The sequence below is a fragment of the Streptomyces spiramyceticus genome (assembly GCF_028807635.1).
Taxonomy (GTDB): Bacteria; Actinomycetota; Actinomycetes; order Streptomycetales; family Streptomycetaceae; genus Streptomyces; species Streptomyces spiramyceticus.
On the sequence record NZ_JARBAX010000001.1, the window covers coordinates 2,683,927 to 2,710,809 of the forward strand.

24 protein-coding genes and 1 pseudogene are annotated in these 26,883 nt (G+C 69.1%); 15 read left to right on the plus strand and 10 right to left on the minus strand.

The window, feature by feature from the left end:
* Positions 1–183: 183 nt before the first annotated feature.
* Positions 184–2,757, minus strand: coding sequence for a D-alanyl-D-alanine carboxypeptidase family protein (locus tag PXH83_RS11935; protein WP_274559643.1), 2,574 nt, complete (start codon positions 2,755–2,757; stop codon positions 184–186).
* Between the two features lie 215 nt (positions 2,758–2,972).
* Between PXH83_RS11935 and PXH83_RS11940 the strand changes: the two genes are divergently transcribed.
* The 3 genes from PXH83_RS11940 to PXH83_RS11950 all read left to right on the plus strand — a co-directional run bounded on the left by PXH83_RS11940 (position 2,973) and on the right by PXH83_RS11950 (position 5,229).
* Positions 2,973–3,713: a GOLPH3/VPS74 family protein gene (locus PXH83_RS11940; RefSeq protein ID WP_274559645.1), complete on the plus strand. Its 741-nt coding sequence runs from the start codon at positions 2,973–2,975 to the stop codon at positions 3,711–3,713.
* Between the two features lie 279 nt (positions 3,714–3,992).
* The gene (locus PXH83_RS11945) at positions 3,993–4,850 is read left to right on the plus strand and encodes a helix-turn-helix domain-containing protein (RefSeq protein ID WP_214919516.1); all 858 of its coding nucleotides are present in this window, start codon (positions 3,993–3,995) and stop codon (positions 4,848–4,850) included.
* A 169-nt stretch (positions 4,851–5,019) separates the two neighbouring features.
* Positions 5,020–5,229: a DUF397 domain-containing protein gene (locus PXH83_RS11950; RefSeq protein WP_274559648.1), complete on the plus strand. Its 210-nt coding sequence runs from the start codon at positions 5,020–5,022 to the stop codon at positions 5,227–5,229.
* 128 nt (positions 5,230–5,357) lie between these two features.
* Here PXH83_RS11950 and PXH83_RS11955 read toward each other — a convergent pair whose 3' ends face one another.
* Positions 5,358–6,209 (minus strand): hypothetical protein, encoded by an 852-nt coding sequence (locus PXH83_RS11955; protein ID WP_274559650.1) that lies wholly within the window; start codon positions 6,207–6,209, stop codon positions 5,358–5,360.
* A gap of 171 nt (positions 6,210–6,380) precedes the next feature.
* On the opposite strand from PXH83_RS11955, the gene PXH83_RS11960 reads away from it, so the two are divergent.
* From PXH83_RS11960 to PXH83_RS11970, 3 genes and pseudogenes are all read left to right on the plus strand, one after another.
* Positions 6,381–8,033, plus strand: coding sequence for a recombinase family protein (locus tag PXH83_RS11960; RefSeq protein ID WP_274559652.1), 1,653 nt, complete (start codon positions 6,381–6,383; stop codon positions 8,031–8,033).
* A 133-nt stretch (positions 8,034–8,166) separates the two neighbouring features.
* Positions 8,167–8,949, plus strand: coding sequence for an SDR family oxidoreductase (locus PXH83_RS11965; RefSeq protein ID WP_274559654.1), 783 nt, complete (start codon positions 8,167–8,169; stop codon positions 8,947–8,949).
* A gap of 17 nt (positions 8,950–8,966) precedes the next feature.
* A pseudogene (locus PXH83_RS11970) lies at positions 8,967–9,505 on the plus strand (Na+:solute symporter); the annotation flags it as partial.
* On the opposite strand, the gene PXH83_RS11975 reads toward PXH83_RS11970, so the two are convergent.
* The 6 genes from PXH83_RS11975 to PXH83_RS12000 all read right to left on the minus strand — a co-directional run bounded on the left by PXH83_RS11975 (position 9,465) and on the right by PXH83_RS12000 (position 16,858).
* A complete protein-coding gene (locus PXH83_RS11975) occupies positions 9,465–10,580 on the minus strand; it encodes an ADP-ribosylglycohydrolase family protein (RefSeq protein ID WP_274559656.1) in 1,116 nt (371 codons plus the stop codon). The pseudogene PXH83_RS11970 and the gene PXH83_RS11975 overlap by 41 nt on opposite strands.
* Before the next feature lie 267 nt (positions 10,581–10,847).
* Entirely contained in the window at positions 10,848–12,272 is a 1,425-nt protein-coding gene (locus PXH83_RS11980) for a flotillin family protein (RefSeq protein ID WP_274559658.1), read from the minus strand.
* Positions 12,273–12,347: 75 nt separating this feature from the next.
* The gene (locus PXH83_RS11985; protein WP_274559660.1) at positions 12,348–12,857 is read right to left on the minus strand and encodes a hypothetical protein; all 510 of its coding nucleotides are present in this window, start codon (positions 12,855–12,857) and stop codon (positions 12,348–12,350) included.
* Between the two features lie 114 nt (positions 12,858–12,971).
* Positions 12,972–15,551 (minus strand): bifunctional FO biosynthesis protein CofGH, encoded by a 2,580-nt coding sequence (locus PXH83_RS11990; RefSeq protein WP_274559662.1) that lies wholly within the window; start codon positions 15,549–15,551, stop codon positions 12,972–12,974.
* A gap of 122 nt (positions 15,552–15,673) precedes the next feature.
* On the minus strand, positions 15,674–15,892 hold the full coding sequence (locus PXH83_RS11995; protein WP_214919507.1) for a hypothetical protein: 219 nt from the start codon (positions 15,890–15,892) through the stop codon (positions 15,674–15,676).
* Positions 15,893–16,012: 120 nt separating this feature from the next.
* Entirely contained in the window at positions 16,013–16,858 is an 846-nt protein-coding gene (locus PXH83_RS12000) for an LLM class F420-dependent oxidoreductase (RefSeq protein WP_274559667.1), read from the minus strand.
* 130 nt (positions 16,859–16,988) lie between these two features.
* Between PXH83_RS12000 and PXH83_RS12005 the strand changes: the two genes are divergently transcribed.
* The 9 genes from PXH83_RS12005 (at position 16,989) to PXH83_RS12045 (ending at position 25,388) form a co-directional block, all read left to right on the plus strand.
* The gene (locus PXH83_RS12005; RefSeq protein ID WP_274559668.1) at positions 16,989–17,303 is read left to right on the plus strand and encodes a hypothetical protein; all 315 of its coding nucleotides are present in this window, start codon (positions 16,989–16,991) and stop codon (positions 17,301–17,303) included.
* Between the two features lie 6 nt (positions 17,304–17,309).
* Positions 17,310–18,839 carry a CehA/McbA family metallohydrolase gene (locus tag PXH83_RS12010; RefSeq protein ID WP_274559671.1) on the plus strand — a complete coding sequence of 510 codons (1,530 nt, stop codon included), beginning with the start codon at positions 17,310–17,312 and terminating at the stop codon, positions 18,837–18,839.
* Positions 18,840–18,913: 74 nt separating this feature from the next.
* Positions 18,914–19,366 carry a DUF3995 domain-containing protein gene (locus PXH83_RS12015; RefSeq protein ID WP_274559673.1) on the plus strand — a complete coding sequence of 151 codons (453 nt, stop codon included), beginning with the start codon at positions 18,914–18,916 and terminating at the stop codon, positions 19,364–19,366.
* Positions 19,367–19,419: 53 nt separating this feature from the next.
* On the plus strand, positions 19,420–19,860 hold the full coding sequence (locus tag PXH83_RS12020; RefSeq protein WP_274562790.1) for an RNA polymerase sigma factor: 441 nt from the start codon (positions 19,420–19,422) through the stop codon (positions 19,858–19,860).
* Complete coding sequence (locus PXH83_RS12025; protein WP_274559675.1) at positions 19,857–20,333, plus strand: SRPBCC family protein; 477 nt, start codon at positions 19,857–19,859, stop codon at positions 20,331–20,333. The genes PXH83_RS12020 and PXH83_RS12025 overlap by 4 nt, the downstream gene beginning before the upstream one ends.
* A 317-nt stretch (positions 20,334–20,650) precedes the next feature.
* Positions 20,651–21,412, plus strand: a complete 762-nt coding sequence (locus tag PXH83_RS12030) for a TNT domain-containing protein (RefSeq protein WP_274559677.1) — start codon at positions 20,651–20,653, stop codon at positions 21,410–21,412.
* 61 nt (positions 21,413–21,473) lie between these two features.
* Positions 21,474–23,153, plus strand: coding sequence for a pyranose oxidase (locus PXH83_RS12035; RefSeq protein ID WP_274559679.1), 1,680 nt, complete (start codon positions 21,474–21,476; stop codon positions 23,151–23,153).
* Positions 23,154–23,181: 28 nt separating this feature from the next.
* Positions 23,182–24,105, plus strand: a complete 924-nt coding sequence (gene iolE / locus PXH83_RS12040) for a myo-inosose-2 dehydratase (RefSeq protein WP_274559681.1) — start codon at positions 23,182–23,184, stop codon at positions 24,103–24,105.
* Entirely contained in the window at positions 24,102–25,388 is a 1,287-nt protein-coding gene (locus PXH83_RS12045; protein WP_274559683.1) for an FG-GAP repeat domain-containing protein, read from the plus strand. Before iolE ends, PXH83_RS12045 begins: the two co-directional genes overlap by 4 nt.
* Positions 25,389–25,493: 105 nt before the next feature.
* Here the strand turns inward: PXH83_RS12045 and PXH83_RS12050 are convergent, their stop codons facing one another.
* Together PXH83_RS12050 and PXH83_RS12055 are read right to left on the minus strand one after the other, a co-directional pair.
* Complete coding sequence (locus tag PXH83_RS12050) at positions 25,494–26,069, minus strand: AMIN-like domain-containing (lipo)protein (protein ID WP_274559685.1); 576 nt, start codon at positions 26,067–26,069, stop codon at positions 25,494–25,496.
* 132 nt (positions 26,070–26,201) lie between these two features.
* Entirely contained in the window at positions 26,202–26,777 is a 576-nt protein-coding gene (locus PXH83_RS12055; protein ID WP_274559687.1) for a GNAT family N-acetyltransferase, read from the minus strand.
* Between the last annotated feature and the right edge of the window lie 106 nt (positions 26,778–26,883).

The window sequence follows — 26,883 nt, forward strand, 5'->3', positions numbered from 1 at the left end:
AAGCGTACGAGAGCGAACGTTGCGCGCCCTGTGCCGAGTTCGGGCGCCTCGCGCAGGCGCCGACGAAACGATTCACTCAGGCAAAGGCGACAGCCCGCGCAAAGCCCGTATCTGTTACTCCTGGAACGGGTGCTGCCGCCGGTTCTCGCGTCCGGCGGCAGCACCTTGCTCATCGGGCTGTCGTCACCCCACGCGCGCCAGCTTCTCGCTGAAGCCCGGCTCGACGAGGTCCTTCTGCAGCGCGACCGGCGCCTTGACCTGGCCGGGCCCCGTGCCGACAGTCACCTCGCCGACCTCGGTGCCCGCCTTCGCCGCGTGCGGCACCGGCTTGCCGTTGTCGGAGATCGCCAGCTCCACCTTCAGGCCCGGCCAGCCGACCGCGTTGAGGTTCTTCGTCGCGACGACCGGCGTCTGCCCGCCGAGCCCGTCGTCGACGTAACCCACCACGTCGCCCTTCTTCACGACGGTGGCCGACGTGACGTCGCGCTGGGCGGCCTGGATCAGCTTGAGGCTGTTGGTGATCGCGAGCTGCAGCTTGGAGTCGAGCGTGGTTCCGGTCTGCTGACCCATCACCGCGCCCACGATCCGCCGCTTCTTGCCGTCGACGACGGTGTCGGCGGACCAGAGGAGATTGCCGCCGGCGGGGGTGGAAGAACCCGTCTTGACGCCGCTCACACCCGGCTCCAGCAGGATGTTGTTGTTGTTGTAGATCTTGCCGTCGAGGCCCGGGATCTCGATCTCGGGCGTGTTGACGATCTCCTGGAACACGTCGTTCTCCAGGACCGCCTTGGCCAGCTTGAGCTGGTCGGTCGCGGTGCTCACCGTGGTGGGGTCGAGGCCGCTCGGGTCGGTGTACGTCGTGTTCTTCATGCCGAGGTCCTTGGCGGCGTCGTTCATCTTCTTGACGAACTCGGCCTCGGAGTCGGCGTCCCAGCGGGCGAGGAGCCGCGCGGCGTTGTTGCCGGACGGGATCATGAGCAGCTGGAGCATCTGCCGCTCGGTGAACTCCTGTCCCTCCTTGATCGCGGCGGTCGACTCGTCGGCGGCCTTGGACTCCTTCTCGGCCTGCTCGTCGACCGTGATCTTCGGGCCGTTCTCGTCGCCCTTGAGCGGGTGCTCCTTGAGGATCACGTACGCCGTCATCGCCTTCGTCACACTGGCGATAGGCGCGGGCTTCTGCGCCCCGTGCGTACCGATGCTTCCGACGCCCTGGACCTCGACGGCCGACTGACCCTCCTCGGGCCACGGCATGTCGAGCGCGCCGCCCTCGAAGGTGTACGTCGCCTTCGCGGTCAGCGCGAGCGCGGGCGCGGGGAGCGGCCGCAGGAACTGTACGACCGCAAAGACGATCACCAGCAGCAGGACCAGCGGCGTCCAGATCTTGACCCGCCGCAGGGCGTTCCGCACGGGGGTTTCCGGCGGGGGCGGGGTGTTCGTCAGCTCGGCGAGCAGATCGAGCGGGGGCAGCGGCGGCAAGGGCTGCTGCCGGGTCCGCTCGGCCTCGGGAAGGGCGCCGGGTGCGGGTGCGGGTGCGGGTGCCTCAGGCTTGGCCGCCCACTGCGGCGACTGCGGCCTCTCCGGCTTCCGGGCCGGCGGCCGTACGTCGTCCGGCTTGATGAGCGGCACGAACTTGCTGGTCCGCTCGGCGGCGGACTCCGGCGCGGGCTTCGGAGCGGGCTTCGGAGCCTTGGGCGGACCGACGCTCTTGAGCGCGGTGGTCGGCTGGTCGATGGCCGCACGCGGCCGGACGGCCTTGAAGACGGCAGTGGCTTGATCCACGCCACCCCCGGCACCACCCGTGTTCTCCTGCCCGCCGGACGCCCCGCCACCGGAACCGTCGTCGGACGCGGACTCCGCCTCGGCGTCGCCCCCCACGGCGGTACGGCCCGAACCGTCCTCGGCCTCGGACACTTCTGCGTCCGCCTGCGCGTCGGCCGCAGGCCCGCCGATGGCGCCGCCACCGGAGCCACCCTCGGACGCCGGGACCGCATCCTCGCGGGACGCTTCCGCGTCCGCCTGCGCCCTGGCCGCAGGGCCGCCGGGCGCGTTGCCCGCACGAGGGGCATCGTCGTCAGCCCCAGACTCAGCGCGGCCGGCGGCAACCCGACCGCTCTCGGCACGAGCCGCGCCCGCCCCGGCCTCAGCACCGCTGCTGGAGCCACCTTCGGACTCCGATTCCGGATCCACGCCGGGCACACCGACGTCAGCCTGCGCCCCGGCCACGCCACCGGCGGTCGCGCCGCCCCCGCAAGGGGCGTCGTCGTCAGCCGCCTGCTTACCGCGATCAGGAGCAGACCGCCCGTCCTCGGACGCCGGGACCGCGTCAGCGTCGGATGCGTCGGGCTCGCTCGCGGCCCTGCCGTCCTTGGCGCCGGACACATCCACGTCGGATTGCGACACGGCCGCAGCGCTGTCGGCCGCGTCGTCGGCGGCAGCGGACCGGACGTCCTCGGCTCCGGACGCCTGTGCGTCGGACACGGCCGGGGTCGCCACCCATGCCGCCACCGCCGCGCGGAGGCGCGCATCGCCCTCGGGGGCGGTGGAGGGCTTCGTGGGCTCCTCCGCGGGGGTTTTCGTGGGCATCTTGAAGATTGCCGTCGGCTGGTCCACGTGACCCGCATCGAGGGCATCGCCGTCGTCCTGGTTCGGCCTCGCGGCCGATTCCCGGAAGACGGCGAGCCTCGGGTCGCGTTCGCCCGGAGTCGTCTCCCCCGACGACTTCCGCTGCTCCGACTTGTCGGGGGACTCGCCCGCCACCGATGCCTCCTTCATACGCGCCCGCGCTTACGCCCGCTGTCCATCGGCCCGAAGTCCGATGTCCGAACCATGTACCAGTGTCCTGTCTGAGACCCCGGCCTCCTCGCTAGACGAGAACGACATACCTGCCGGTTCCCGCACGAAGCACCCAGGCGCTCTCGACAGATGAATGTGAGAGGGGTCACCCTGTCATTCATCCACGCGGGGAGGCATGGATGGGCAGGAGCCGCAGAACGATTCCGGAGGAGCTTCTGCTGCTCGCTCTGGACCCGACCACGGGTACCACAGCGCAGCCGCAGTCGCTCGACCTCGGCCTGGCCGGGGCACAGCTAGTGGAGCTGGCTCTGGCAGGACGGATAGCCCCAGACGGGGATCGTATCGCCGTGGTGATGGCACGGCCGACAGGAGATCCGACATTGGACTCCGCACTGGAACTGCTGCGCAGGCGCGGCAGCCCGGTCCGGGCTGTCCACTGGATCGGCGGGCCCCGGCTGGGGCTCCGCCAGACGTACCTTTCGCATCTGGAACGATGCGGCATGGTCCATGCCGTGGCGGGTCAGATGTGCGGGGTGCTGCCGACAACTCGCTACCAGGCGACGGAAACGGCGATCAGCAGGGAAATCAGGTCCCGGCTGGACAGTGCGATCCGCACCGGCGTACCGCCGGACCCGCGGACCGCGGCGCTCGCCGCGCTCGCTCACGCAGTGGGGCTCGGCAAGCACCTCTACCCCGGCAACGAGGGGCGTTCATCGCGCTCCCGTCTCAGGGATCTGATCAGGCACGACCCCATGGGCGGTCTCGTGGCGCACGCCGTGATGGACGTCCAGAACGGTGTGGCCGCACAGCCACGCCGCGCACAGGCAGCGGGTGGCCGGCCTCAGCCGTCCGTACCGATGCAGCCGCAGCATCAGGCACAGTCACGCCGCGACGGCATGGCCCGCGTCGCAGCGCACTGAGCCGCACCATCCGGCAGCAAGAGCAAGAGCAGTACGACCAGCGCCGCACCGACGTCCCCAAGACCCGGTTCGGGAGCCGCACCAAGCGCGCGGGGTGGTGGACCGGCCGTCCAGGCCATCCTGGACCGTCCGGACCGCCACCCCGCGCGTTCGCGTCGGCACCGCGTGTGGCCATTCTCCAGCGCGGCCAGGCACATGGTGGCAGTCTGCTGAGCAGTAGAGCGTGCTGGCCGAACAGCCGTACATACGCACAACGCATCAGCCGGAGGTGCAGTTCCCGTGCCGTCCAACGTCAACCCCACCGTCAGGCGCCGCCGTTTGGGCCAGGAGCTCCGCCGGCTCCGCGAGCTCAAGGGCATGACGGCCGAGGAGGTGGCGGAGCGCCTGCTGGTCTCCCAGTCAAAAATCAGCCGCCTCGAAAACGGCCGCCGCTCCATCAGCCAGCGCGACGTACGCGACCTGTGCGGTGTGTACGAGGTCGAGGACCACCGCATCGTCGACTCGCTCATGCAGATGGCCAAGGACTCACGCCAGCAGGGCTGGTGGCACGCCTTCGGCGACATCCCGTACAGCGTCTACATCGGCCTGGAGACGGACGCCGCCTCACTGCGCGTCTACGACCCCCAGATCGTCCCGGGCCTGCTCCAGACCCCGCAGTACGCCGAGGCGCTCATCACCGGCGCACTGCCCGAGACCGGCCCCACCGACGTCGAGAAACGCGTGAAGGTGAGACTGCGCCGGCAGGAACGAATCCTCGCGGCCGAGAATCCCCTGCGCCTGTGGGCCGTCATCGACGAGGCCGCGCTGCGCCGCCTGGTCGGTGACAAGCAGCTGATGCGGGAACAGCTGGAGCATCTGGTGGAGCAGTCGCAGCTGCCCCACGTGACCGTCCAGATACTGCCCTTCGAAATGGGTGCGCACCCCGGCATCAGCGGCCATTACGCGGTGCTGGAGTTCCCGGACGCCTCGGACTCCAGCGTGGTCTACATCGAGGGGGTGACGAGCGACCTGTATCTGGAGAAGGCGAACGACGTCCAGAAGTACAGCGTGATGTACGAGCATCTGCGCGCCCAGGCGCTGAATGTCGAGGCCTCGCGGCAGTTCATCGCGGACATCGCCAAGGAGTACGCCCGCTGACAGGCGCCGGTACGGTACACCGTCGCCGCCGGGCAGCGGAAGGCGCTCCGGAATATGCCATCCGGTCGGGTGAACGACCGGTTCACACCGAGAAGTTGGCGAGTAGCGTCGCTCACGCCATCAAGAACGTTGGCGTCAGTCACATCTCACCAGCTACATCGGAGTGAACATGGCAATTCTTCAGGGCGCTACGGACACCTGGACGAAGTCCTCGTACTCCGGGGGCAACGGCGCATGTGTAGAGGTCAAGTCCCCCGTCATGCACGCCATCGCGGTACGGGACTCGAAGGCCCCCGAGGGCCCTTCCATCACCTTCGCCCCCGGTTCTTGGAGCGCGTTCGTGGGCGGAGTCGGCCAGGGGACTTTCAGCCTCGGCTGACCGCCCGTCCGTACACGGCACGACCGAAGTGAGCCCTCTCGACCGGTTCGCCGTCCTGGCCGAGAGGGCTCCTGGCGTACTCGTCCGTACGCACACGTACACATCCGTACTCGTCGGCGACCGGCGCCTCAGCGCAGTTCGTCCACGTACCGGTCGGTCCCCGGCACTGTCGGAATGAACGGCGCCACCAGTTCCACCCGCCCGAGCCCCGAAGCGGCCACCTCCCCCTCCAGGTCGCCGAACCGTTCCTGCCACCTCTCGCGCGGGTCGGCCTCCAGGAACCAGAGCAGGGTCAGCCGGGTGTCGACCCCCTCGACCTGCTTCACGTACGTCATCCGGTCGCCCGGCAGCGGCGTCGGCCGGAAGATCGTGACCATCGCGGCGCAGGAGCCCGCAAGGCGCTTCGGCAGGTACGCCGAGCGCAACCACTCCAGCAACTCGGCGCGCTGCTCCGGCCCTTCCGCGTCGATCACCTCCAACACCAGCCCCTGGTACGGGTGATCGAGGGCGTGGTAGTCGCGCGGGCCCGCCGCCCCGTCGCGGTAGACCGTCGCCTCGTGGTCCTGGAAGGCCGTGAAGACGTGCGTACGGTCCCGGTAGACGCGGCCGTCGCGGTTGAGCCGCTTGTTGATCCCGACGGTCCACTTCATGTGCTCGTCGTAGCGCCCCTCGGTGACCCAGTACGTGGAGAGGTAGCAGCCGGCGGTCACGGGCTGGGCGACGGCGGACTTCTCCGGGGTGCGCAGTTCTTGGAGTTCGCGGGTGGCGACCCAGCGGCGGCCCGCGAACATCCAGGGCATGGCCATCGCTCCAGCGATGTAGTGATCATCTTCATACCACCTGTGGTATGCACGCTCGTGCCCGCGATGTGGCTCGACCATGGTGATCAAGGCATGCCCGACCTTCACGCCGTACGGCCCGACCGACGCCAACTCGGCATACATCTCCAGGTGCCGCTCCGCGCGTCCGCTCTCCTCCATGCACCCTCCCGCGTCAGTCCCGACCGAATAGTCCTGACGGTACGTCAGGCGTTGGTCGATAGGAACGCCCATACGAGCAATCAACCCTGCAGGTGATGGGTACTCAATGCGACCAAACGACCACAGTTGGTCGCTAAATTCGGGGTGCATTCCATCGCCACTGGAGGAACCGTGAACACCTTTGGCGCCACCGATACGACTGGGCTCGACGCCTCATGGGACGGCGTTGTGATCCCTGAACGCGTCCGGAATCGCACATCGGTCGCGCTCGCCGTCGGAGACTCGTTGCGCAGGTACGTTCCACAGCGACCCGGCTGCTACCTACGGACCTCCTGCGACCGCCGCGGCAACGAGAAGGGGATCGATCTCCAGCTACAGGACGCCGAGCTGAAGCGCATCGACCTTGGCTGGGGCCTGTTTACCGAGGTCTACCGAGAGAACGACACCAGGGCGTTCAAGAAGAAGCGGCTCGCGAAGAGCGACGGCACGACTGACTGGATGGTGATCCGCCCTGCCTTCCGGCGCATGCTGAGCGACCTGCTGTCGGGCCGTATCGACGGCGTCATCTTTTACGACACGGACCGACTGGCGCGTCAGCCGAGGGATCTCGAGGACCTCATCGACATCGTCGAGCACGCCAAGCGGCCGGCTGTCGGCGTCACGGGCGAGCTCAACCTCATCAATGATGCCGATCGGCACATGGCCAGGATGCTGTGCATCATGGCCCTCAAGGCATCGGAGGACACCTCCCGCCGAGTGGCCAGGAACCACCTCGCGGATGCCTCGGCCGGCGAACTGACCGGCAGGACACCATACGCATGGAACCCTGACGGAACCCTGCGCCAGGACCGGGCGCGCATCGCAAGGCGCATCTACGATCAGTTCGCTGCCGGCAGGTCCATCACCGGCATCTCGCGAGATCTCAACGAGGACAACATCCCGTCCCCGCGTGGCACCAAGTGGGCGCAACCGACCGTGAAAGCGATCCTCACCAACCCTCGCTACTGCGGCTTCGTTTCCTACCAGGGGAAACATCGGAGCGAGATCTCGCGGCAGCGGGACGGCTGGGGTCGCGTGCTCCTCGGCGAAGACGGACTTCCCGTCCTGGGGCGGTGGGAGCCGGTCGTCTCCAAGAAGTTGTGGGCTGACACCCAGCTTGAGCTGGACCACCGGCGACTTCTCGGCGAGCAGCGAGGCATCGCGGGGAATCCGCAAGGGGCCAACTATCGCAAGTACGTGTTCACCGGCTATCTGAGGTGCGGGATCTGTAAAGCGGCCATGAGCACCAAGCGCGTTGCCTGCCGCGGGCATGTCATCTACTACTGCCCGGGCAAGGGCCGCAACGCCTGCGGCAAGGTGAGCCGACGTGCACAACCAGTGGACCTGCATCTGGAGAGTCTGATCGTCGAGTGGGCGAAGGCCCACTCGACACAGCTGCCGACGCGAGACGAAGCCGCAGACCAGACCGATCCAGCCCACACCCTCAGGACTCGGATCTCAGAGATCGGCGCTCGCAAGCGGGATCTCACGTCCTCGTGGGCCAAGGGCTCGGAGAGCGTGCAAGGCATGCGACCCGACGACTACTACCAAGCTCTCGCCTCGCTGAACGCCGAACTCGACCGGCTCGAAGGAGAACTGGCGACCCATACCCCACACGCACGTCACGGCCGAGCGCGCGATTACGAGGGCGAGTGGCGAACCGGAGGATTGGAGCAACGCCGTGCCCTGGTGGGTGAGATCTTCAGCGCCATCCAAGTGATGCCGTCCGGCAAAGGACGTGCTCCGTTCAACCCCGAACACATCAAGCCGCTGTACCTGCACTGATCGACGGACACAAAGGCTTCGCACTGCGCCAGGGCGTCGCCACCGCATGACGATCGCACGACTTCCCCTCGCCGCCCATACCACCTATCCTGACGGGTCGTCAGTTCAATGAACGGACTCGGGAGGCACCCGGATGCTGCTCCAGGGGAAGACCGTCATCGTGTCGGGGGTCGGCGCCGGGCTCGGCCACCGGATCGCCGCGACCGTCGTACGGGACGGGGGCAACGCGGTCCTCGGCGCGCGTACTGCGGCAAACCTCGCCAAGGCCGCCGCCGAGATCGACCCCTCGGGCGCGCACACCGCCCACCTGGCCACGGACATCTCCGAAGAGGCGCAGTGCGAGGCGCTGGCCGCGCTCGCGGTCGAGCGGTTCGGGCGGATCGACGGGGTCATCCATGTCGCCGCCTGGGACAGCTACTTCGGCGGCCTTGAGGACGCCGATTTCGAGACCTGGCACGGCGTCATCGACGTAAACCTGCTCGGCACGCTGCGGATGACCCGCGCCTGCCTGCCCGGCCTGAAGGAGCGGGGCGGCTCGGTCGTCATCATCGGTACGCAGTCGGCGGTGGCCGCGCCCTCGCAGGTCCAGCAGGCGGCGTACGCGGCGTCGAAGGGCGCGCTGACCTCGGCGATGTACTCGATGGCGCGCGAGCTCGGACCCCACCGGATACGGGTCAACACGGTGCTGCCGGGGTGGATGTGGGGGCCGCCGGTCCAGGCGTACGTCCGGTTCGCCGCGCACACCGAGGGCGTACCGGAGGCCGAGGTGCTGGACCGGCTGACCGGGCGGATGGCGCTGCCGGAGCTGGCCACGGACGGGGATGTCGCGGAGGCCGCGGCGTTCCTGGCCTCCGACCGGGCGCGGGCGATCACCGGCCAGTCGCTGCTCGTCAACGCCGGTGAACTCATGCGCTAGTAGCTCATCGTCTCGCGCAGAAGGCCGGTCTGGTGGCCGCCCGTCTGTCGACCGTGGCATTCCTGGCGCTGTCGATGGCGATCGCGATCCAGGTCAACTCGCCGGCGTTCAAGGACATCATCACGGTCGTCATCAAGTGGGTCGCGGGCCTGATGGGGCCCATCGCGATCCCGTTCATGCTCGGCCTGCTGCCCCGCTGCCGTAAGTCCGGGCCGACTGCGGCGCTGGTCTCCTGGGCGTGCGGGCTCTTCGCCTTCTGGGTGGTGAACTACGGGATGGACGGGGTGGCGACGCAGTACCAGACGCAGTACCAGGTGTCCGTGCCGTTGGCCGTGTCGCGGTGCTGTACGTCCTGGTCGGCTTCATCAAGCCGGAGGACACGCCCGAGCGGGATGCGGTGCTGGCGCGGATCAACTCGGACGACGACTCGGACGACGACTTGGACGACGACGAGCCTTCGGGCGGTGCGGCGGCTGTTCCTGTTCCCGCGGCGCCGGGTGATGCGACGGTTGCCGTCATGCCCTCGGATAGCGGGCCAGCCAGCCAGGCGCGTTGACGGCCGGACCGTGCAGGGCCGGGCCCTGGGTCATCTCCATCGCGAAGTCGTCGGCGAGTTCGAGGACCGTGCTGCGCCCTTCGAGCTCGGCCAGCCAGCCCGGCGGCAGCGCGGTCTCGCCGTGGAGGGCGCCGAGTAGGCCGCCGCACAGGGCGCCGGTCGCGTCCGAAGCCCCGCTGTGGTTCACGGCGAGGCACAGGGCGTGGCGGATGTCCTCGCCGACAAGCGCGCAGTAGACGGCGACCGCGAGCACCTCCTCGGCGGTACGGCCCCCGCCCAGGGATTCGACCCTGGCGGGGTTCGGGATGCCCTGGCGTACGGCGCCGAGGGCCTGCTTGAGGGCGTCCGTCACCGGCTGGTGGCCGGGGCGAGCGGCGAGCTGGGCCAGGGCCCGCTGCACGGAACCGTCGAGGGTCTCGCCGCGCGCCAGGCCGTGGACGACGACGGCGAATGCCCCGGCCGAGAGGTACGTGGTGGGGTGGCCGTGGGTCTGGGCGGCGCATTCGACGGCGAGCTGGAAGACGAGCTGGGGCTCCCAGCCGACGAGGAGGCCGAAGGGTGCGGAGCGGGTGAGGGCGCCGGAGTCTCGGGCGGTGGGATTCCTCGGCTTGTCGAGGGTGCCCATGGTTTCGTCGGCAAGGCCGGTGAGGCATTCGCGGGACGGGTCGCGGCGGGCGTAGAGCCACTCCTCGCGGGCGAGCCAGCCGTTGTCCTTGCGGCGCTCGTCGGGGCCCCAGTCGCTCTGGGTGGCGGCCCAGCGCAGATGCGCGCGGTGTACGTCGGTGGGCGGGTGCCAGGCGCCTGTGTCGCGGCGTACCTGGGCACGTATGAGGCCGTCGACGGTGAAGAGGGTGAGCTGGGTGCCGGCGGTTATGGCGCCGCGTCTGCCGTAGGCGGGGGCGAGGTCGGTGAGGGCGTCGGTGCCGTGGGCTGCGCGTATCTCGTCCAGGGTGAGGGCGGCGACGCCCGCGCCGAGGGCGTCGCCGACCGCGCCGCCGAGGAGGCAGCCGCGTACCCGGGAGCGGAAGTCCTGCTGTTCGGCACGGCCCCAAACGGATGTGACTGGTGCGCTCACCACTACTGCCCTTCCCGGTGCGGCCGGCGTTCGATCGGCGTCTGGCGCAGCACTGTAATCGAAGGGGAGGGGGTGTTCGGGTGGGGCGGGTGGGTGGAGGTTCGGGTGTGGCTTGTTCCCCTACCCGCCCCTTCCCGCTGTGACATCTGCGGTTCCGCCGCGGGCCTCGAACTCCTCCAAGGACTTCGTCCAGGGGGGACCCCGGACGGGCTGAAAATCAGCCCGTCCGGCGTTTGAGGACAGTCCGCGGCGGTCCCGCGGCTCGGATCAGTCCGTGATCGGGATCTGGCCGTTCGCGTCGGCCGGCTCCGGAGCCGTCTTCACGCCTCGCTGCGTGATGCTCTTCAGCAGCTCCGCGACGTCCACGCCCGTCGTGGACGTCAGCAGCTCCACGCCCTGGGCGACGTTGTCGGTGACCGTACGCGCCAGCTGGCTCGCACCGTCCGTCGAGATCACCGTCATCTTGTCGATCGCGCTCAGCGGCTCCGACGCCTTGGCCACGACCTGCGGCAGCACCTCGACCAGCATCTGGAGCACTGCCGCGTCGCCGTACTGCGCGAACGCGTCCGCCTTCTTGTGCATCGCCTCGGCCTCCGCCGCACCCTTCGCGGCAATGGCGGCGGCGTTCGCCTCGCCCTCGATGCGTACCGCCTCGGCCAGCGCCGCGCGGTGCAGCTTCTCGCCCTCACCGGTGAGGCGGGAGCGCTCGGCGTCCGCCTCGGCCTCCTTGACCTGCGCGATACGCCGCGCCTCCGCCTCCTGCTCCGCCTGGTACCGCGCCGCGTCGGCCGGCTTGCGCACCTTGGTGTCGAGCTCGCGGTCGGTCAGCGCGGCCTGGCGCTCGGCGACCTTCTCCTGCTCGGCGAGGACCTCCTGCTGGCGGGCGGCGTCGGCGAGCGGACCGGCCGCGTTGGCCTTGGCGGACGCCGCCTCCGTCTCGACGCGGATCTCGGCCTGCTTGAGGTAGAACGTCCGCTCGGCGATGGCGATTTCCTCGGCCGCCTTCAGCCGGGCCTGCTCGGAGGCCTGCTTGGCGATGGCCTCGGCGATGTCGGCCTCCTGGCGGGCACGGGCGGCCTCGGGCCGACCCAGGTCCTCCAGGTAGGAGCCTTCGGTGGTGATGTCCTGGATCTGGAAGGCGTCCAGGATCAGGCCCTGGCCCGACAGGCTCGCCTCGGCCTCCTCCGCGACCTGGCCCGCGAACGCGGCACGGTCACGGATGATGTCCTCGACCGACATGCGGCCGACGATGGCGCGCAGCGCGCCCGACAGGACTTCCTGGGTGAAGCCGACGATGCCGTCCTGCTGCTGGAGGAAGCGCTGGGCGGCGGCCCTGATCGCGTCCTCGCTGCCGCCGACCTTGACGATCGCGACGCCTTCGAGGTTGGCCTTCACACCGCGCAGCGTGACCGCGCCGCGTACGGCGATCGGGATGTGTCGGCTGGAGAGATCGAGGGTGAACTTCTGCTGTACGAACGGCACGACGAAGACGCCGCCGCCGACGACGACCTTCTGGCCGCTGTTGTCGGTGGAGATCTGTCCGGTGACCGGGTCCGTGGACCGCTTGCCGCGGCGGCCGGTGATGATGAATGCCTCGCTGGGGCCCGCGACTTTGTAGCGAGTGATCACTACGAGTGCGAGCAGTACGAGGAGTACGACGACTCCCACGACAGCGACAATGACTGGACTCATGAGGAAATCCCCGTAGCAGGTAGTTAATGAGGCAGGGGTGTGATGTAGAGATGTAGACAGGTGTGGTGAGGAAGGTCAGCGTTCGACGGGGCGCACCGCGACCGACGTGCTCGACAGCGATGCCTCCACCCAGATCTCGGCGCCCCGCGCAACCGGCACGGCGCTCTTCGCCGCCAGCTTCACCGGCTGCCCGGCGAGGCGCAGCAGCACCTCGCCGTAACCGTCGGCGGGAATGGCCGTGACGACCGCTCCGGAGGTGCCGACCAGGTCGGTGCCGCGCGGGGTGGCGTCGGTCCGGTCGCGCATCAGCGCGCGGCTGAACTTCCACGCGAGCCAGCCCGCGGCGACACCCGCCGCCAGCCCGACTCCCGTGGCGGCCGCGCCGCCGAGGCCGGTGGCACCCAGCATGATGGCGCCGCCGAAGCCGAACATCGAGAGGAATCCGGCGACAACGGGCAACGAGAGCAGCCCGTCGAAGAGGCCGTCGAGGACTCCGCCGAAGAGCCCTTCCAGGATTCCGTCGAAGATCAACGAAAGAGCCAGCAGCACGATCCCCGCAATGCCGAGACCGAGAAAAACAGTCATCCCGCTCGCCCTCCCCCGTGTACACCGATCCCTTGAACAAGGGGATGGTCTCATGCAGCTCTGACAGAAAGCATTGCCGGGTTCCGGCAATCTTTACGCGTTACTAATGCCGCTTCACTCCAGCACCGGCAGCAACTCCGGAAGATGTCCGTCCGATGCGAGGGCCGCCCGCTGCCGCTCCTCCGGTACGTCGCCGTACAGGGTCGTGCGCGGCTTCGAGGGCCGCCCGGCCGCGTCCGCGATCGCGATCAGATCCTGGACGGAGCGGTACGAACCGTAACTGGAGCCCGCCATCCGGGAGATGGTCTCCTCCATCAGTGTCCCGCCTAGGTCATTGGCGCCGGAGCGCAGCATTTCGGCGGCGCCCTCCGCACCCAGTTTGACCCAGCTGGTCTGAATGTTGGTGATGTACGGGTGGAGGAGAAGACGGGCCATGGCCGTGACAGCCCGGTTGTCGCGGTCCGTCGGTCCGGGCCTGGCGATCCCGGCCAGGTAGACAGGCGCGTTGGTGTGGATGAAGGGCAGCGTCACGAACTCCGTGAAGCCGCCCGTCTCTTGCTGGATGCCTGCCAGGGTGCGCAGGTGGCCGAGCCAGTGGCGCGGCTGGTCCACATGCCCGTACATCATGGTCGACGAGGACCTGATGCCCAGCTCGTGCGCCGTCTTCACGACCTCGATCCAGGTCGCGGTCGGCAGCTTGCCCTTGGTCAGGACCCAGCGCACCTCGTCGTCGAGGATTTCGGCGGCCGTCCCCGGAATCGACCCGAGCCCGGCCTCCTTCGCCGCCGTCAGCCACTCGCGGATCGACATTCCGGTGCGGGTCGCACCGTTGACGACCTCCATCGGGGAGAAGGCGTGCACATGCATGCCGGGGACGCGTTCCTTCACGGCCCGCGCGATGTCGAAGTACGCCGTGCCGGGCAGGTCGGGGTGGATGCCGCCCTGCATGCACACCTCGACCGCGCCGACCTCCCACGCCTGCTGGGCCCGGTCGGCGACCTGGTCCAGGGACAGCGTGTAGGCGTCGGCGTCGGTACGGCGCTGGGCGAAGGCGCAGAAACGGCAGCCGGTGTAGCAGACGTTGGTGAAGTTGATGTTGCGCGTGACGATGTACGTGACGTCGTCGCCGACGACGTCACGCCGCAGCTCGTCGGCGATACGGGTGAGGGCGTCCAGCGCCGGACCGTCCGCGTGCAGCAGGGCGAGCGCCTCGTCGTCGGTGAGCTTCGTCGGGTCGTCGGCCGCCTGCGTAAGGGCGGCCTTCATGTCGCCGTCGATACGTGACGGCACCATGCCGGGCGCCGCGGCCTCGCGCAGCGCGCCCCAGTCGCCGTAGACCTCGTCGAAGTCGTCACGCCGGTCGGCAGTGCGGCCCTCGGTGTCGATGGTGCGGTGCAGATCGGTACGGCCGGTGGAGGTGAAACCCTCGTCCGGCTCCTGCCACGGCAGGCCGCGCACGGGAGCTCCGGGGTTCGCGAGGCCCGTCTCCGGGTCGGCCAGCGCGCGCACGTGCGGCAGCAGACGCGGGTCGAGCCAGGGCTCGCCGCGCCGTACGAACTCCGGGTAGACGCAGAGCCGTTCCTCCAGCCGGAACCCGGCTGCCGCCGACTGCTCGGCCAGGGCCTCGATCTGCGGCCACGGCTTCTCGGGGTTCACATGGTCGATCGTGACCGGCGACACTCCGCCCCAGTCGTCGATGCCCGCGCCGATCAGCCGCGCGTACTCCCCGTCGACGAGGTTCGGCGGGGCCTGCAGATTGCCCGACGGGCCCATGATGTGCCGGGCTACGGCGACCGTGGCGACCAGGTCGTCCAGCTCCGCGTCCGGCATGCCGCGCATCGCCGTGTCCGGCTTGGCGCGGAAGTTCTGGATGATGAGTTCCTGGATGCCGTGGTAGGCGCGCGCCACCTTCCTCAGCGCGAACAGCGACTCGGCGCGCTCCTCGTACGTCTCCCCGATCCCGATGAGCAGCCCGCTGGTGAACGGCACGGACGAGCGCCCCGCGTCCTCCAGCACCCGCAGCCGCACGGCCGGTTCCTTGTCGGGCGAGCCGTAGTGCGGCCCGCCCGGTTCGCTCCACAGCCGGGTCGCGGTCGTCTCCAGCATCATGCCCATGGAGGGCGCCACGGGCTTGAGGCGCTGGAAGTCGGTCCAGGACATGACGCCGGGGTTCAGGTGCGGCAGCAGTCCGGTCTCCTCCAGGATGCGGATCGCCATCGCCCGTACGTACGCGACGGTGTCGTCGTACCCCTCGGCCTCCAGCCACTCCCGCGCCTCGGGCCACCGGTCCTCGGGCTTGTCGCCGAGGGTGATCAGCGCTTCCTTGCAGCCCAGTTCGGCACCGCGGCGCGCGATGTCCAGCACCTCGTCCGGCGACATGAACATCCCGTGCCCGGCGCGGCGCAGTTTGCCGGGCACGGTCGCGAAGGTGCAGTAGTGGCACTTGTCGCGGCACAGCCGGGTGAGCGGGACGAACACGCTCTTCGAGTACGTGATGACCCCGGGCCGCCCGGCGGCTTCCAGCCCCGCGTCACGCACCCGCGCGGCGGAAGCGGCGAGGTCCTGGAGGTCCTCGCCGCGGGCCTGGAGGAGCACGGCGGCCTCGGTCGTGTCGAGAGCCACCCCGTCCCGCGCACGCCTGAGCGCGCGCCGCATGGCGTTGGCGGTGGGTCCGTGCGGTGCGCTCGTCGTCATTCCACGAGCATACGAGCGGCCACCGACAGAGAACCGGTCAGGAGCGGTCAAAGGTGCCGGTCCGGCCAAGGTCCGTCCGGTCCGGCCAAGGTCCCGTCCGGTGCGGTCCGGTCAAGGTCCGGTCAGGGGGCGGACATCGAGCTGAAGACGACGACGCCGAGCAGCATGCCGAGGACCAGGCCGGCTCCGGCGACGATCAGGGCTGTGACCGCGAGCGGTTCGTCCTTGGACTTGGCGATTCCGCCGAAGACGAGACCGAGGATGCCGAAGAGCGGCGGACAGAAGAAGAGTGCGACCACGCCGAAAACGATCGCGACGATGCTCAATGGGCTTTTCTGCACGTGCGTAGCCTCTCCCCCGAGGTGCGGCCCTGCGGCCGGACGCTGTACATGCCAATGCCATGCCACTGGCAAAGGTAGCGGCGCCCGCCCTCCGGGCACAGGGGGCGGAGCGCCTCCTCCTCAGAGAAACGCCGCGTACTTGTCCAGGACCCGCAGCACTTCCGCCTCACCGGCGGGCGGCAGTTGCAGCACCACCTCCCGCACTCCCAGTTCCGCGTAGTGCGCCAGCTTGCCTGCGTTCGGGACGACGGCGTACGGGACGACCTGGAGGCCCTCGGGATCGCGGCCCGCCGCCTCCCACACCTCGCGCAGCACCGGCAGCGATTCCGTCAGGCCGCGCCCGCCGATCGGCAGCCACCCGTCCGAGTACTCCGCGATGTGCGCGAAGAGCTGGGGGCCCGCCGCCCCGCCGACCAGCGTGCGGGGGCCGACGACCGGGCCGCGCGGCTTCTGTACCGGCTTCGGGTACGCATGGCTCGCCCTGACCGACCCGAACTCACCGTCGTAAGCCGTCGGTTCCTCCGCCCACAGTGCCCGCATCAGCGCCATCCGCTCCCGGGCGAGCTCGCGCCTCGTACGCCATTGCACGCCGTGGTCGGCGGCCTCCTCGGCGTTCCAGCCGAAGCCGACGCCGAGGGTGAGGCGGCCGCCTGAGAGGTGGTCGAGGGTCGCGACCTGCTTGGCGAGGTCGATGGGGTCGTGCTGGGCGACCAGCGTGATGCCGGTGCCGAGGGCGAGCCGCTCGGTGACGGCGGCCGCCTGGCCGAGCGCGATGAAGGGGTCGAGCGTACGGCCGTACTCGCGCGGGAGTTCACCGCCCGCGGGGAAGGGCGACTCGCGAGAGACGGGGATGTGGGTGTGCTCGGGGAGGTACAGACCGGCGAATCCCCGCTGCTCCAGCTCGCGTGCGAGCCGTACGGGCGTGATCGTCTCGTCGGTGAGAAAGATCGTGGTGGCAATCCGCATGCGTTGTGACCTTCCGCGTCATCCGGTGGAGCGTCCGGTGTACATCTCGTGGTGCGCCTGGTGGCCGTCAAACGTATGTCGTACGGTGCCGGAAGCCGAGTGCCTCGGCCACCCCCGGGGAGGAAGAACCGTGCGTACCGCAACCACACTCCTGCTCGTCGGAGCGCTTCTCGGCGCACCGGCGGCCACCGCCGTCGCCGCGCCGGCCCGCACCGCGCCCGCCGTCGTCACGGAGCAGCAGGGTGCTGCCGCGCCCACCGCCTGGTCTGCGACGCGGAAGTCCGAGACGTCGGAGACGACCGCCGGCAAGAGCCGCAAGGGCAAGAAGAAGTCCAAGGGCGGCCTGTCGGCGGGGCTGATCATCGGACTGGTTCTCGTCATCGTCGTGCTGCTCGTCGTCGTCTTCCTGCTGATGGCCAAGTCACGTCGTGGGAAGACCTCGTAACTCGTAATGACCGGATTATCCGGATCGACCGGATCAACCGGATCGATCGGCAGACGCGGACTGTTCGTGACGGGGGCCGCCACCGCCCTTACCTTGGGCAGCGTGAGCTTCGCGAGCGCCGAGCCCCCGGGCCGCGGTGAGGAGACCCGGACCGTACGCGGCACACTGCCGCCGGGGTCGCCCGACTACGTCTACCTGCCGGTCGAAGTGCCTCGCGGGGTGCGCGAGATCGCCGTCTCGTACACGTACGAGAAACCGTCCGTGCCTGCCGGTACCCAGGGCAACGCCCTCGACATCGGCATCTTCGACGAGCGCGGTACGGACCTGGGCGGCCGGGGTTTCCGTGGCTGGTCGGGCGGGGCCCGCAAGGAGTTCTTCATCCGCGCCGACGCCGCGACGCCCGGCTACATCCCCGGGCCGGTGCGCTCAGGCACCTGGAGCATCGCCCTGGGCCCGTACACCACCGCCCCGCAGGGCCTCCCGTACACCGTGACCATCACCCTCCGCTTCGGCCCCTCCGGCAAGACCCCGGCCACCGTCTACCCGCCCCAGCGCGCCAAGGGGCGCGGCCGTGCCTGGTACCGGGGCGACTGCCATCTCCACTCGGTGTACTCCGACGGCAGGCGCACCCCCGCCGAGATCGCCGCCGCCGCCCGCGCCGCCGGGCTCGACTTCATCAACACCAGCGAGCACAACACCCACTCCTCCCACAGTGCCTGGCAGGGCTTGTGGGGCCCCCACCCCGACGGCGAACTGCTCATCCTCACCGGCGAGGAGGTCACCACCCGCAACGGCCACGTCGTCGCCGTCGCCACCGAGCCCGGCACCTTCGTCGACTGGCGCTACCGCGCCCGCGACAACCGCTTCGGGCACTACGCCCGCGAGATCCGCCGCGCGGGCGGCCTGGTCGTCCCCGCCCACCCGCACGCCACCTGCATCGGCTGCAACTGGAAGTTCGGCTTCGGCGAGGCGGACGCGGTGGAGGTGTGGAACGGCCCGTACACCCCGGAGGACGAGGCCGCCCTCGCCTCCTGGGACAACACCCTGACCAGCAGCCGTGGCTGGACCCCGGCCATGGGCAACAGCGACGCCCACCGCGAGCCCCAGCTCGTCGGCATGCCGCAGACGGTGGTCCTGGCCGACGGCCTGACCCGCGAAGCGATCCTGGCGGGCATCCGCGCCGGCCACTCGTACATCGCCGAGTCGTCCGCCGTCTCCCTCACCTTCGGCGCCTCGGGCGGCCGCGCCCGCCACGCCGGCATCGGCGACCGCCTGCCCGTCGACGCCGACACCCCGGTCACGGTCCGCCTGGAGGTCACCGGCGCCCCGGGCTGCACGGCCCACTTCGTCACCGATCAGGGCACCCTCCACACCGCCACGCTCCCGGCGTCCGGGGCGGGCACGGTGGAGTGGAGTACGACGCCCCAGTACGCGACGTACGTACGGGCGGAGGTCCGCCACGCGCCGACGGTGCCGGGGCTGCCGGGGGCACTGGCGGCGCTTACGAACCCGGTGTTCCTGGGCTCGGGCCACTGACCACAACTGGCGGGAACGAAACGCTGGTTCGGCTCCTCTGTGGGGTGAAGTGCCCGCGGACCGAGGAGCCTCAATTGAAGTCATGCACCACAACTGCCGCCACCGCCGTGGCGGCGATCCTGGCCACGGACGGACTGCTGCACCTTTACTGGGCGACAGACAGCAGCTGGCCCGCCGCAGACGCGAGGTCCCTCTCGTACGCCGTACTGGGCGCCGAAGTGCCGTTCACCCCGCCCGTGGTCCTCCCGTTGGCGGCGCTGCTGTTCACCGCCGCCGCTCTGGTCACCGCCCGGGCCCGGCTGGGCAGATCACACCGCTACGGACGCCTGCTCCAGCTCGGGACGGCCGCCGTCGCGTGCGGTACGGCGCTGCGGGGGCTCGTCGGTGTGGCGTGGGCGTGCGGGGTGGAGGCCGGGCTCGACCCCGGCGCGGGCGACACGTTCTACTGGCTCAACTTGGGCCTCTACACCCCGCTGTGCCTGGCAATGGCGGCAGTAACGACCGGTCTGGCAAGGGAGCGGAGTTGAGTGACGACGTACAGCATCTCGTACGCGCCGCCCAGCGAGGCGACACGCTCGCGATGAACGAACTCCTGGACGCCCTGGCCCCGTACGTCGGCCGCATCTGCACCCCGATCGCCCTGGCGGACGGCCCGGACGCGGCGCAGGAGACGCTGGTCGCCGTCTTCCGCGGCCTGCGCTCGCTCCGTGATCCGGCGGCGCTGTACGGCTGGGTACGGGCGATCGCCTGCCGCGAGGCGGTACGGGTGGCCCGCAGGTCGGCCCGTGCGGTACCGGCCGACCTGTCGACGCTCCCCGGCCGGGGCGATCCGCAGCTCGCGGCGGACATCGGCGACGTACTGGAACGCCTCTCGCCGGAACACCGGGCGGTACTCGTCCTCCGCGACATCGAGGGCTTCGACGAACAGTCCGCGGCCGAACTGCTGGGCCTGCGCGTGGGCACGGTCAAGTCACGCCTGCACCGGGCCAGGGACTCCTTCCGAAAGGCGTGGTCGTCATGACCGTCAACTGGCCGGCACCGCCCGACCTGGACCCGGTACGCCGCCTGTACGCGCTGGCAGCAGGCGTAAGCGGCGCCCGCGTAACCGAACGCGAGATCCACGCCAACTACGCCACGGTATGGCCGCTGCTGGCCGACCTGGACGGCGAACTCGCCCGACTGGTACCCGACATGCGCCGCCTGAAGGTCACGGCCATCGACGGCGACCGCGTCAAGGCGACAGCCCGAAGCCGCTTCGGCCCCGTCGCCCGCTTCGAGGGCGTACGCCGCCCCGGCTGGATCTGGCTCCAGAGCCGCTTCGTCCTGTTCGGCATGGCAGCCACCCCAACTCCCAACGGCCACACCCGTGTCGCCTTCACCGGCGGCGTACGCGTCCCGGGCCGAGCGGCGCTGATCCCGGTAGGCGTGGACCGAGCGGGCCGCCGAGTCCTGGGCCGCCTGGCAACGCGCGTGGAGTCGGCACACCCTCACTGAATTCGGTGTCGCAGAGTCTATTTCGGCGCCACTGAACAGCCCGCATCCGAATGATTCGGGTGTATGCCCCGCGCATATTATGCAGACCCCGGCGCACGTTGTTCATGTGCCGGAGTCTGCGGCGCAGAGAATCGTTTCTTGTTCGATTGAAACCCCTCTAGCCTGCATAAACCTCCACACCCCTTCGAACGTGATCTCATATGCTCATCATTCAAATCACTCGTTTGAGTGGCACCTGAAGAGCGGCATTTACGAATCTCGCGGCTGGTCGCCCAATGAGCCTCGTCCCTGTTTTCCGAGACGAGGAGCAAGCCGAAATGAAGATTCGCCGTATCGCATTCGTCGCGGCATTCGCCGCGCTGCCGCTGTTCGGTTTGGCAGCAGCACCCAACGCCGGCGCTCTCCCCGCCGCCGGGGTGGCATCCGTGCCGGCCGCCGCGACTCAGGACACCCCGTGGATCAGCGACGCCGCGGCCGCCGAGATCTGGGCAGAGGAGCCCGGCTACGCCGTGGGCGCCCGGCAGGCTGCGGATCCGTGTTTCCACGAGGACGCCCTGTGCCGCCTCGGCCCGACGACCCTGCCCAAGGAAGGCCCGGTGGCCGAGCTGATCCTCGGCTACCAGCGGCTGCACGGCCTCAGCCCGGAGCGGTTCCTGGAGACGTACTGGGACCCGAATGCCCAGCAGGACTGGGGTAATTGGCGCTACCCGGACAAGCTCGGGTTCTACGTCGCGGACGACGGAACCGTAATGCGGCACAAAGTCGAACTGAACAAGGGCACGGTCCTCGACCGCTTCGGCCCCGAAACCGGATCCTTCCTCTCTCCGAGCGGGACCCCGTTCACGGAGCGCTCCATGCCGCCGAGCGCTCTCAACACTCCCGTCGAATACACCCAGTACAAGGTTCTGAAGCCGTTCCCGGTCCATCAGGGACTCGTGGCGCCGTACTTCAACCAGGTGGGGCTCGGAACCCAGCAGCTTCTCGACAACAGGCTCGTCAGCGGTGCACCGAGCGACCGGAAGAAGTTCCTGCCCTGGCTGGTCAAGAACGAATACCTCCAGCGTCTCAAGACTTCTTGAGGCCCCTCGACGGCACGACCGCCAATCGCCAAACCCCACCACCCGAAAGTGAGGTTTCGTCATGAGCACCTATGACGTCGACGTCCTGATCGTCGGCAGCGGGCCAGTAGGTTGCACCTTCGCGCGAAAGCTGGTCGAGGAGGGCCGCAACGTCCTGATGATCGACGCCGGAGCCCAGCTCTCCGGTCGCTACGGGGAGCACCTGAAGAACAGCTTCCTGTACCAGAAGAACGTCGACCTGTTCGCCTCGGTGATCCGCGGACATCTGCACCCGCTCTCCGTCGCGACGAGTGACAAACCCGTCGTCACCCTGGACCCCTCTTCGTTCCAGTACGACATGGACGACTACAAGGGCTTCGTACTCAACAACCAGAATCCCGAGCAGAAGGAGAAGGACAACCTCGGAGCAGAGGCGGCCACCTACGCCGTCGGCGGGATGGCCACCCATTGGACGTGCGCGGTCCCGGAGTTCGTTCTCGACCTGGAGCGCACCCACAACGGGGAGCAATACCCCATCGACGAAGCCGAGATGGCCAAGCTCTACGACGCCGCGGGGACACTCCTGCACCGGACGACGACGGTCTTCTCCTCGTCCGCACGCCACCTCCTGGTGAAGAAGGTGCTGCACGACAAGGGGTTCTCCTCGGTGACGGAACTGCCCCTGGCCGTCAGCGCGCGCCCGGACGCCAAGAAGTCCGACTGCGTCTCCTGGAGTGCCGCCGACACCGTGCTCGGCACGCTCGCGGATCCGGCCCAGGAGCAGCCCCTGCCGGGGCAGGGAACCTTCACGCTGCTGGCCGAGCACCAGTGCACCAGGCTGGAGATCACCGGAGACGAGGACGCCGAGCAGACGGTGACCGGCGTGCATGTCCGGAACCTGCGCGATCTGCGCGAGAAGGTCGTCATCAAGGCCGCGGCGTATGTGGTCGCCTGTGGTCCCGTGCTCACCCCACAACTCCTGTTCGCCTCGGGCGTGAAGTCCAAGTCAATGGGCCGCTACCTCACCGAGCAGCCGATGGCCTTCTGCCAGACGGTGCTGAAGCAGGAGTACCTCGACACCGTTCTCGACAAGCTGCCGGAGAACTCCGAGGCGCGGGCGCGGGTCGAGGCGTACATGAAGGAGCAGGAGCAGAAGAAGAAGGAGAAGGTACCGGGCGCCGACCCGGTGCCGTTCCCCAAGGGGGAGCTGGAGCCGAACCTGTGGATCGGGGCGACGAAGGAGCATCCCTGGCACTGCCAGATCCACCGCGATGCGTTCAGCTACGGCGCCGTCCCGCCAAACATCGACTCAAGGCTGATCGTCGACCTCCGCTGGTTCGGGATGTCCCGGCCGCGCCTGGAGAACAGGGTGGAGTTCAGCACCTCGATCAAGGACACCTTCGGGATGCCCCAGCCGACCTTCCACTTCCAGCTCTCCAAGGAGGAGCGCGCGGACGCCGGCCGGATGATGGCGCACATGATGCAGGTGGCCTCGGCCCTCGGCGGCTTCATGCCCGGCTCCGAACCGCAGTTCCTCACCCCCGGCCTGCCCCTCCACATCGGTGGGACCACGCGGATGGGCAAGGACAGGAAGACCAGCGTCGTCGACCCGGATTCGCGGGTGTGGGGCGTGAAGAATCTCTTCCTCGGCGGCAACAGCCTTCACCCGTACGGCAATGCCGGGAACCCCACGCTCACCAGCATGGCCATGGCGCTCAAGGCGATCGACGCCGTCAAGAGCACCCTGCCGCCGAAAAGCTAGCCGTCCCGGGCACGTGAGGAGAGCTGCCATGGACAAGATCAACCTACCCGGGACCCACATCGGCATCACACCCACAGGCTGGACGAACGACGACTTCCCGCTCCTGGGAAACGACATTCCCTTCGAGCAGTGCGTCAGTGAGATCGCCCTCGCCGGCTACGAGGGCTGCAGCATCGGCCACAAGTTCCCGACGGACGTCAACAAGCTCAACGCCGCCCTCGCTCTGCGCGGCCTCAGCATTTCCGAGCCGTGGGTGAGCACCTTCTTCACGGTGCCCAACATGGCCCAGCAGACGATCGCCGCCTTCGAGGAGCGGATGGACTTCCTCGCTCAGATCGAGGGGCCGGTCAAGACGACCGACATCGGAGTGGCCGAGTTCGGCAATTCCATCCACTTGCTGCCCATCAGTCTCAGGGGCTCCAAACCCACCTTCACCGAAGGACAGTGGAAGGACCTGGCTGCCGGTCTCAACACCCTTGGCAGGCTCGCCACCGCCCGAGGATTCAAGCTCGTCTACCACCCCCACATGGGCACAGGCGTCCAGACCCAGGCGGAGCTGGAGCAACTGATGCGCGTGACGGAGAAGGAACACGTCCATCTGCTGCTCGACGTCGGCCACCTCACCTGGGCAGGCGGCGACCCGGTGGCGGTGATCAACGGGGCTCACGGCCCCCGGATCAAGCACGTACACCTGAAGAACATCCGGGGCTCCGTCCGCGACCGGCCCGCACTCGCCTCGGCCGGCTTCGAGGAGTTCGTCAGGGCCGGCATCTTCACCGTTCCCGGCGACAAGGCCGGAGTGGTCCGCTTCCCCGAGATCCTCAAGGCCCTGGAGGCACAGAAGTACAAGGGCTGGCTCGTGGTGGAAGCAGAGCAGGACCCGTACGGCCCACGACCGCCGCTGTACTACGCCAAGTTGGCCCGCGCCTACCTCAAGGAGTGTGGACTGTGACGACGCCCGCAGGCGCCGGCGCGGCGCCGAGCTTCACGTGCACGGTGGTCGACGACAAGCCCCGGGACGGGTACTGGATCCAGGCCGTCGACATCGACGGCGACGGACGTCCCGACCTGGTGGCCTGCGGCCTCACCCGCGGCGAGGTCGTCTGGTACGAGAACCCCACCTGGACCAAGCGCACCATCGCGACCATGACCAACGACAAGCCCGTCGCCCTGGACGCGGCGGACCTCACCGGTGACGGTCTCCCGGACCTGGTGATCTGCCACGACTACGGCAAGTGCATGTTCGACTGCGGCCCCAAGGACGGCAGGATCTCCTGGCTGCAGAACCCGGGCATCGGCAATCTGAACAAGCCGTGGACCCGCCGGCACATCGCCGACCTGGTGGCGACCCACCGTCTGCGGCTGGGCCACTTCACCACGGATGCGCGCCTCCAGCTCGCGGCGTTCCCCGTGGTCGGGCCCCAGGGAGGCGCTGAGGGCGTCACCTCCGCAGTGCGCGCCATGGTCTATGACCCGCCGGACAACCCGCTCACCTCCGAGTGGAAAGGACGCCCGATAGACACCACGCCCTTCACGATCGTGCACGGCGTCGTCGCCGCCCGCTTCCCGGGGACCCCCTGGCCGGAACGGGAGTCCTTCCTGCTGGCGTCCGCCGAGGGCATCAGCTGGCTCGGGCAAGGGCCCGGTGGCACCTGGCAGCACAAGACGATCGGCAGCGGCGTGCCCCCGCAGAAGTCGGTCGAGACCGGCCGCGAGTTCCGCGGCAGCGGCAACCTCGCCATCGGCCGGGTGGGCGGCAGGCCGTACTCCGTCATCGTGGCTCTCGAACCGTTCCACGGGAACACCGTCACGGCGTACGTCCGCCCGCCCGGGGCCCACCCGTTCGCCGCCGCGTGGATGCGCAAGGTGCTGAAGGTGCATCCGCAGCCCGACCCGAAGCACGATGCCGTCGGCCACCATGTGGTCGCGGCGGACTTCGACAACGACGGGGACGACGAGTTCCTGGTCGCGATGCGGGGGCCGGCCCCTGCCCAGGGCGTCTTCTACTACAAGTTGGACGCCTCGGGGAAGGTGGTCGTAGAGAAGCAGATCAGCACCGAGTCCACGGCGCGCATCGCGGTCGCCGACTTCAACGGCGACGGCCGGCTGGACTTCGCCACCACCGCGTACAACACAACGGGGTACTACGAGATCCCCAACCCCAAGGTCCGGCTCTACACCAACACCTTCGCCACCCCGGCCCCGGTTCTCCCACCCGCCGGCGGCGACGGCTGACAGCAGGCCGCAGACTGCCGTTCGGCTCCCCCGGTTTCCCTGCCGCGGGAGCCGTCCGGCGTGGCGGCGGTTCGTGATCCGGTCGCCCCTCGCGTACTACCGGGGTCACCAGGTGTGCGCGACGTCCACGATCAGCTGGTCGCCGGACTGGAGCACCCGGAACGGCAGCCTGGCGCGAACGCCGACGCCGACCTGGGTCTGGCCCTCGAAGCTCGCACCGAACTTGGTGTCCTTGAACGTCTTGTATCCGGTGATGTTCACGCCCGGCAGCGGCTTCCCCGCCTTCCCGGCGTAGGTCTGCTTCATCGTCGCCGGGTCGTAGCTCGGCGCGGACACGTAGACCTGGAGGATGGCGCCGCCGTTGACCGGTATCTGCTCGCCGGAGCCGTCCTGATGGAATGTGTCGACGTAACCGACGTGGTAGCCGAGCTTGCCCGTCGCACCACCGATGTCGAAGACCATGCGGTCGTAGCAGGGGTTCTGGCTGGTCCTGATGTTCGTGAGCGGCTTGGAGTCCGAGTCCGTGGCCGACTTGGTGCCGCTGCCCCAGATGGTAGAGCAGGTGGCGGCCGAGGCGGCCTTGCCCAGCTGGCCGGGCGCGGCGCCGGCCACCCCGGCCGTGCCCGCCAGACCGGCGCCCGCCAGCGCGAGCGCTGCGGCCGCTGTCGTCAACCGTCGCATGACTTACCTCCGATAAGAGCTGAGTACAGGTTGAGGTGCATGCGGTAGGACGGGCGGGTTGGTGACGGCGTTGCGTGTCGGTCGGCTTTTGGCCAATGTGCGGCGGAATTGTCGCATCGATCCGATTCGAGGTCATTGTGCGTCGTAGGCCCACGTACGCAGCAACACCTGCCGCCCCCTGGTGTCCCGCAAGACCGGTTCGTCGCCGGTGAGGCGGAAGCCTGCCGCCTTCGCGACCCCCTCGCTCGCCACGTTGGCTGCCTCTATGCGCAGGAGTACGCGCCTGGCGGCCAGTTGGCGCAGGGCGTAGTCCGTGGCGAGCCTGACCGCCCTGGTCGCCAGGCACTGGCGGCGGAACTGCGGTCCGATGCCGTAGGCCAGTTCGATGTCCCGGCCGTCGACGTCGCTGCGGAAGACGAGGATCTCGCCCTGCGGCTGCATCCCGTCGGTGGTGATGGCGAGCTGGATCCGGCGGCCTTCCGCCCGGGCGTCACTCGCCGCCGCGAGGTACAGGACGGCGGCCTCGGCGTCGAACGGCGAGGGTACGGGGGTCCAGCGGCTGATCTGCGGGTCGTCGTAGAGCTTGACCAGAGCCGGTACGTCCTCGCTTTCGTCCCACTCTCGTAGGTGAAGGCCCTGCCCTTCGAGCCGGAGCGAGCCGGGGGGCGGAAAGGGCGAAGGCGTAGGGGAGTCGGGTCGGCTGTTCATGCGCCGATCCTGCCCCACGCGCCTTTGTCCAAGCCGTGCCACGCATGACAGAAGGCCGGGGGAGCCGCATTCGGCTCCCCCGGCCTTCGACGCATCCGCGTCGGCC

Coding starts and splice junctions, on each gene's coding strand:
- PXH83_RS12030 (WP_274559677.1), top strand. CDS start 20,651: ATGAAGATTCGCCGTATCGCATTCGTCGCGGCATTCGCCGCGCTGCCG.
- PXH83_RS12000 (WP_274559667.1), bottom strand. CDS start 16,858: ATGCGGATTGCCACCACGATCTTTCTCACCGACGAGACGATCACGCCC.
- PXH83_RS11985 (WP_274559660.1), bottom strand. CDS start 12,857: ATGACTGTTTTTCTCGGTCTCGGCATTGCGGGGATCGTGCTGCTGGCT.
- PXH83_RS11990 (WP_274559662.1), bottom strand. CDS start 15,551: ATGACGACGAGCGCACCGCACGGACCCACCGCCAACGCCATGCGGCGC.
- iolE (WP_274559681.1), top strand. CDS start 23,182: ATGGACAAGATCAACCTACCCGGGACCCACATCGGCATCACACCCACA.
- PXH83_RS11940 (WP_274559645.1), top strand. CDS start 2,973: ATGGGCAGGAGCCGCAGAACGATTCCGGAGGAGCTTCTGCTGCTCGCT.
- PXH83_RS12055 (WP_274559687.1), bottom strand. CDS start 26,777: ATGAACAGCCGACCCGACTCCCCTACGCCTTCGCCCTTTCCGCCCCCC.
- PXH83_RS11965 (WP_274559654.1), top strand. CDS start 8,167: ATGCTGCTCCAGGGGAAGACCGTCATCGTGTCGGGGGTCGGCGCCGGG.
- PXH83_RS12025 (WP_274559675.1), top strand. CDS start 19,857: ATGACCGTCAACTGGCCGGCACCGCCCGACCTGGACCCGGTACGCCGC.
- PXH83_RS11980 (WP_274559658.1), bottom strand. CDS start 12,272: ATGAGTCCAGTCATTGTCGCTGTCGTGGGAGTCGTCGTACTCCTCGTA.
- PXH83_RS12020 (WP_274562790.1), top strand. CDS start 19,420: ATGAACGAACTCCTGGACGCCCTGGCCCCGTACGTCGGCCGCATCTGC.
- PXH83_RS11950 (WP_274559648.1), top strand. CDS start 5,020: ATGGCAATTCTTCAGGGCGCTACGGACACCTGGACGAAGTCCTCGTAC.
- PXH83_RS11955 (WP_274559650.1), bottom strand. CDS start 6,209: ATGGAGGAGAGCGGACGCGCGGAGCGGCACCTGGAGATGTATGCCGAG.
- PXH83_RS12010 (WP_274559671.1), top strand. CDS start 17,310: ATGACCGGATTATCCGGATCGACCGGATCAACCGGATCGATCGGCAGA.
- PXH83_RS12035 (WP_274559679.1), top strand. CDS start 21,474: ATGAGCACCTATGACGTCGACGTCCTGATCGTCGGCAGCGGGCCAGTA.
- PXH83_RS12050 (WP_274559685.1), bottom strand. CDS start 26,069: ATGCGACGGTTGACGACAGCGGCCGCAGCGCTCGCGCTGGCGGGCGCC.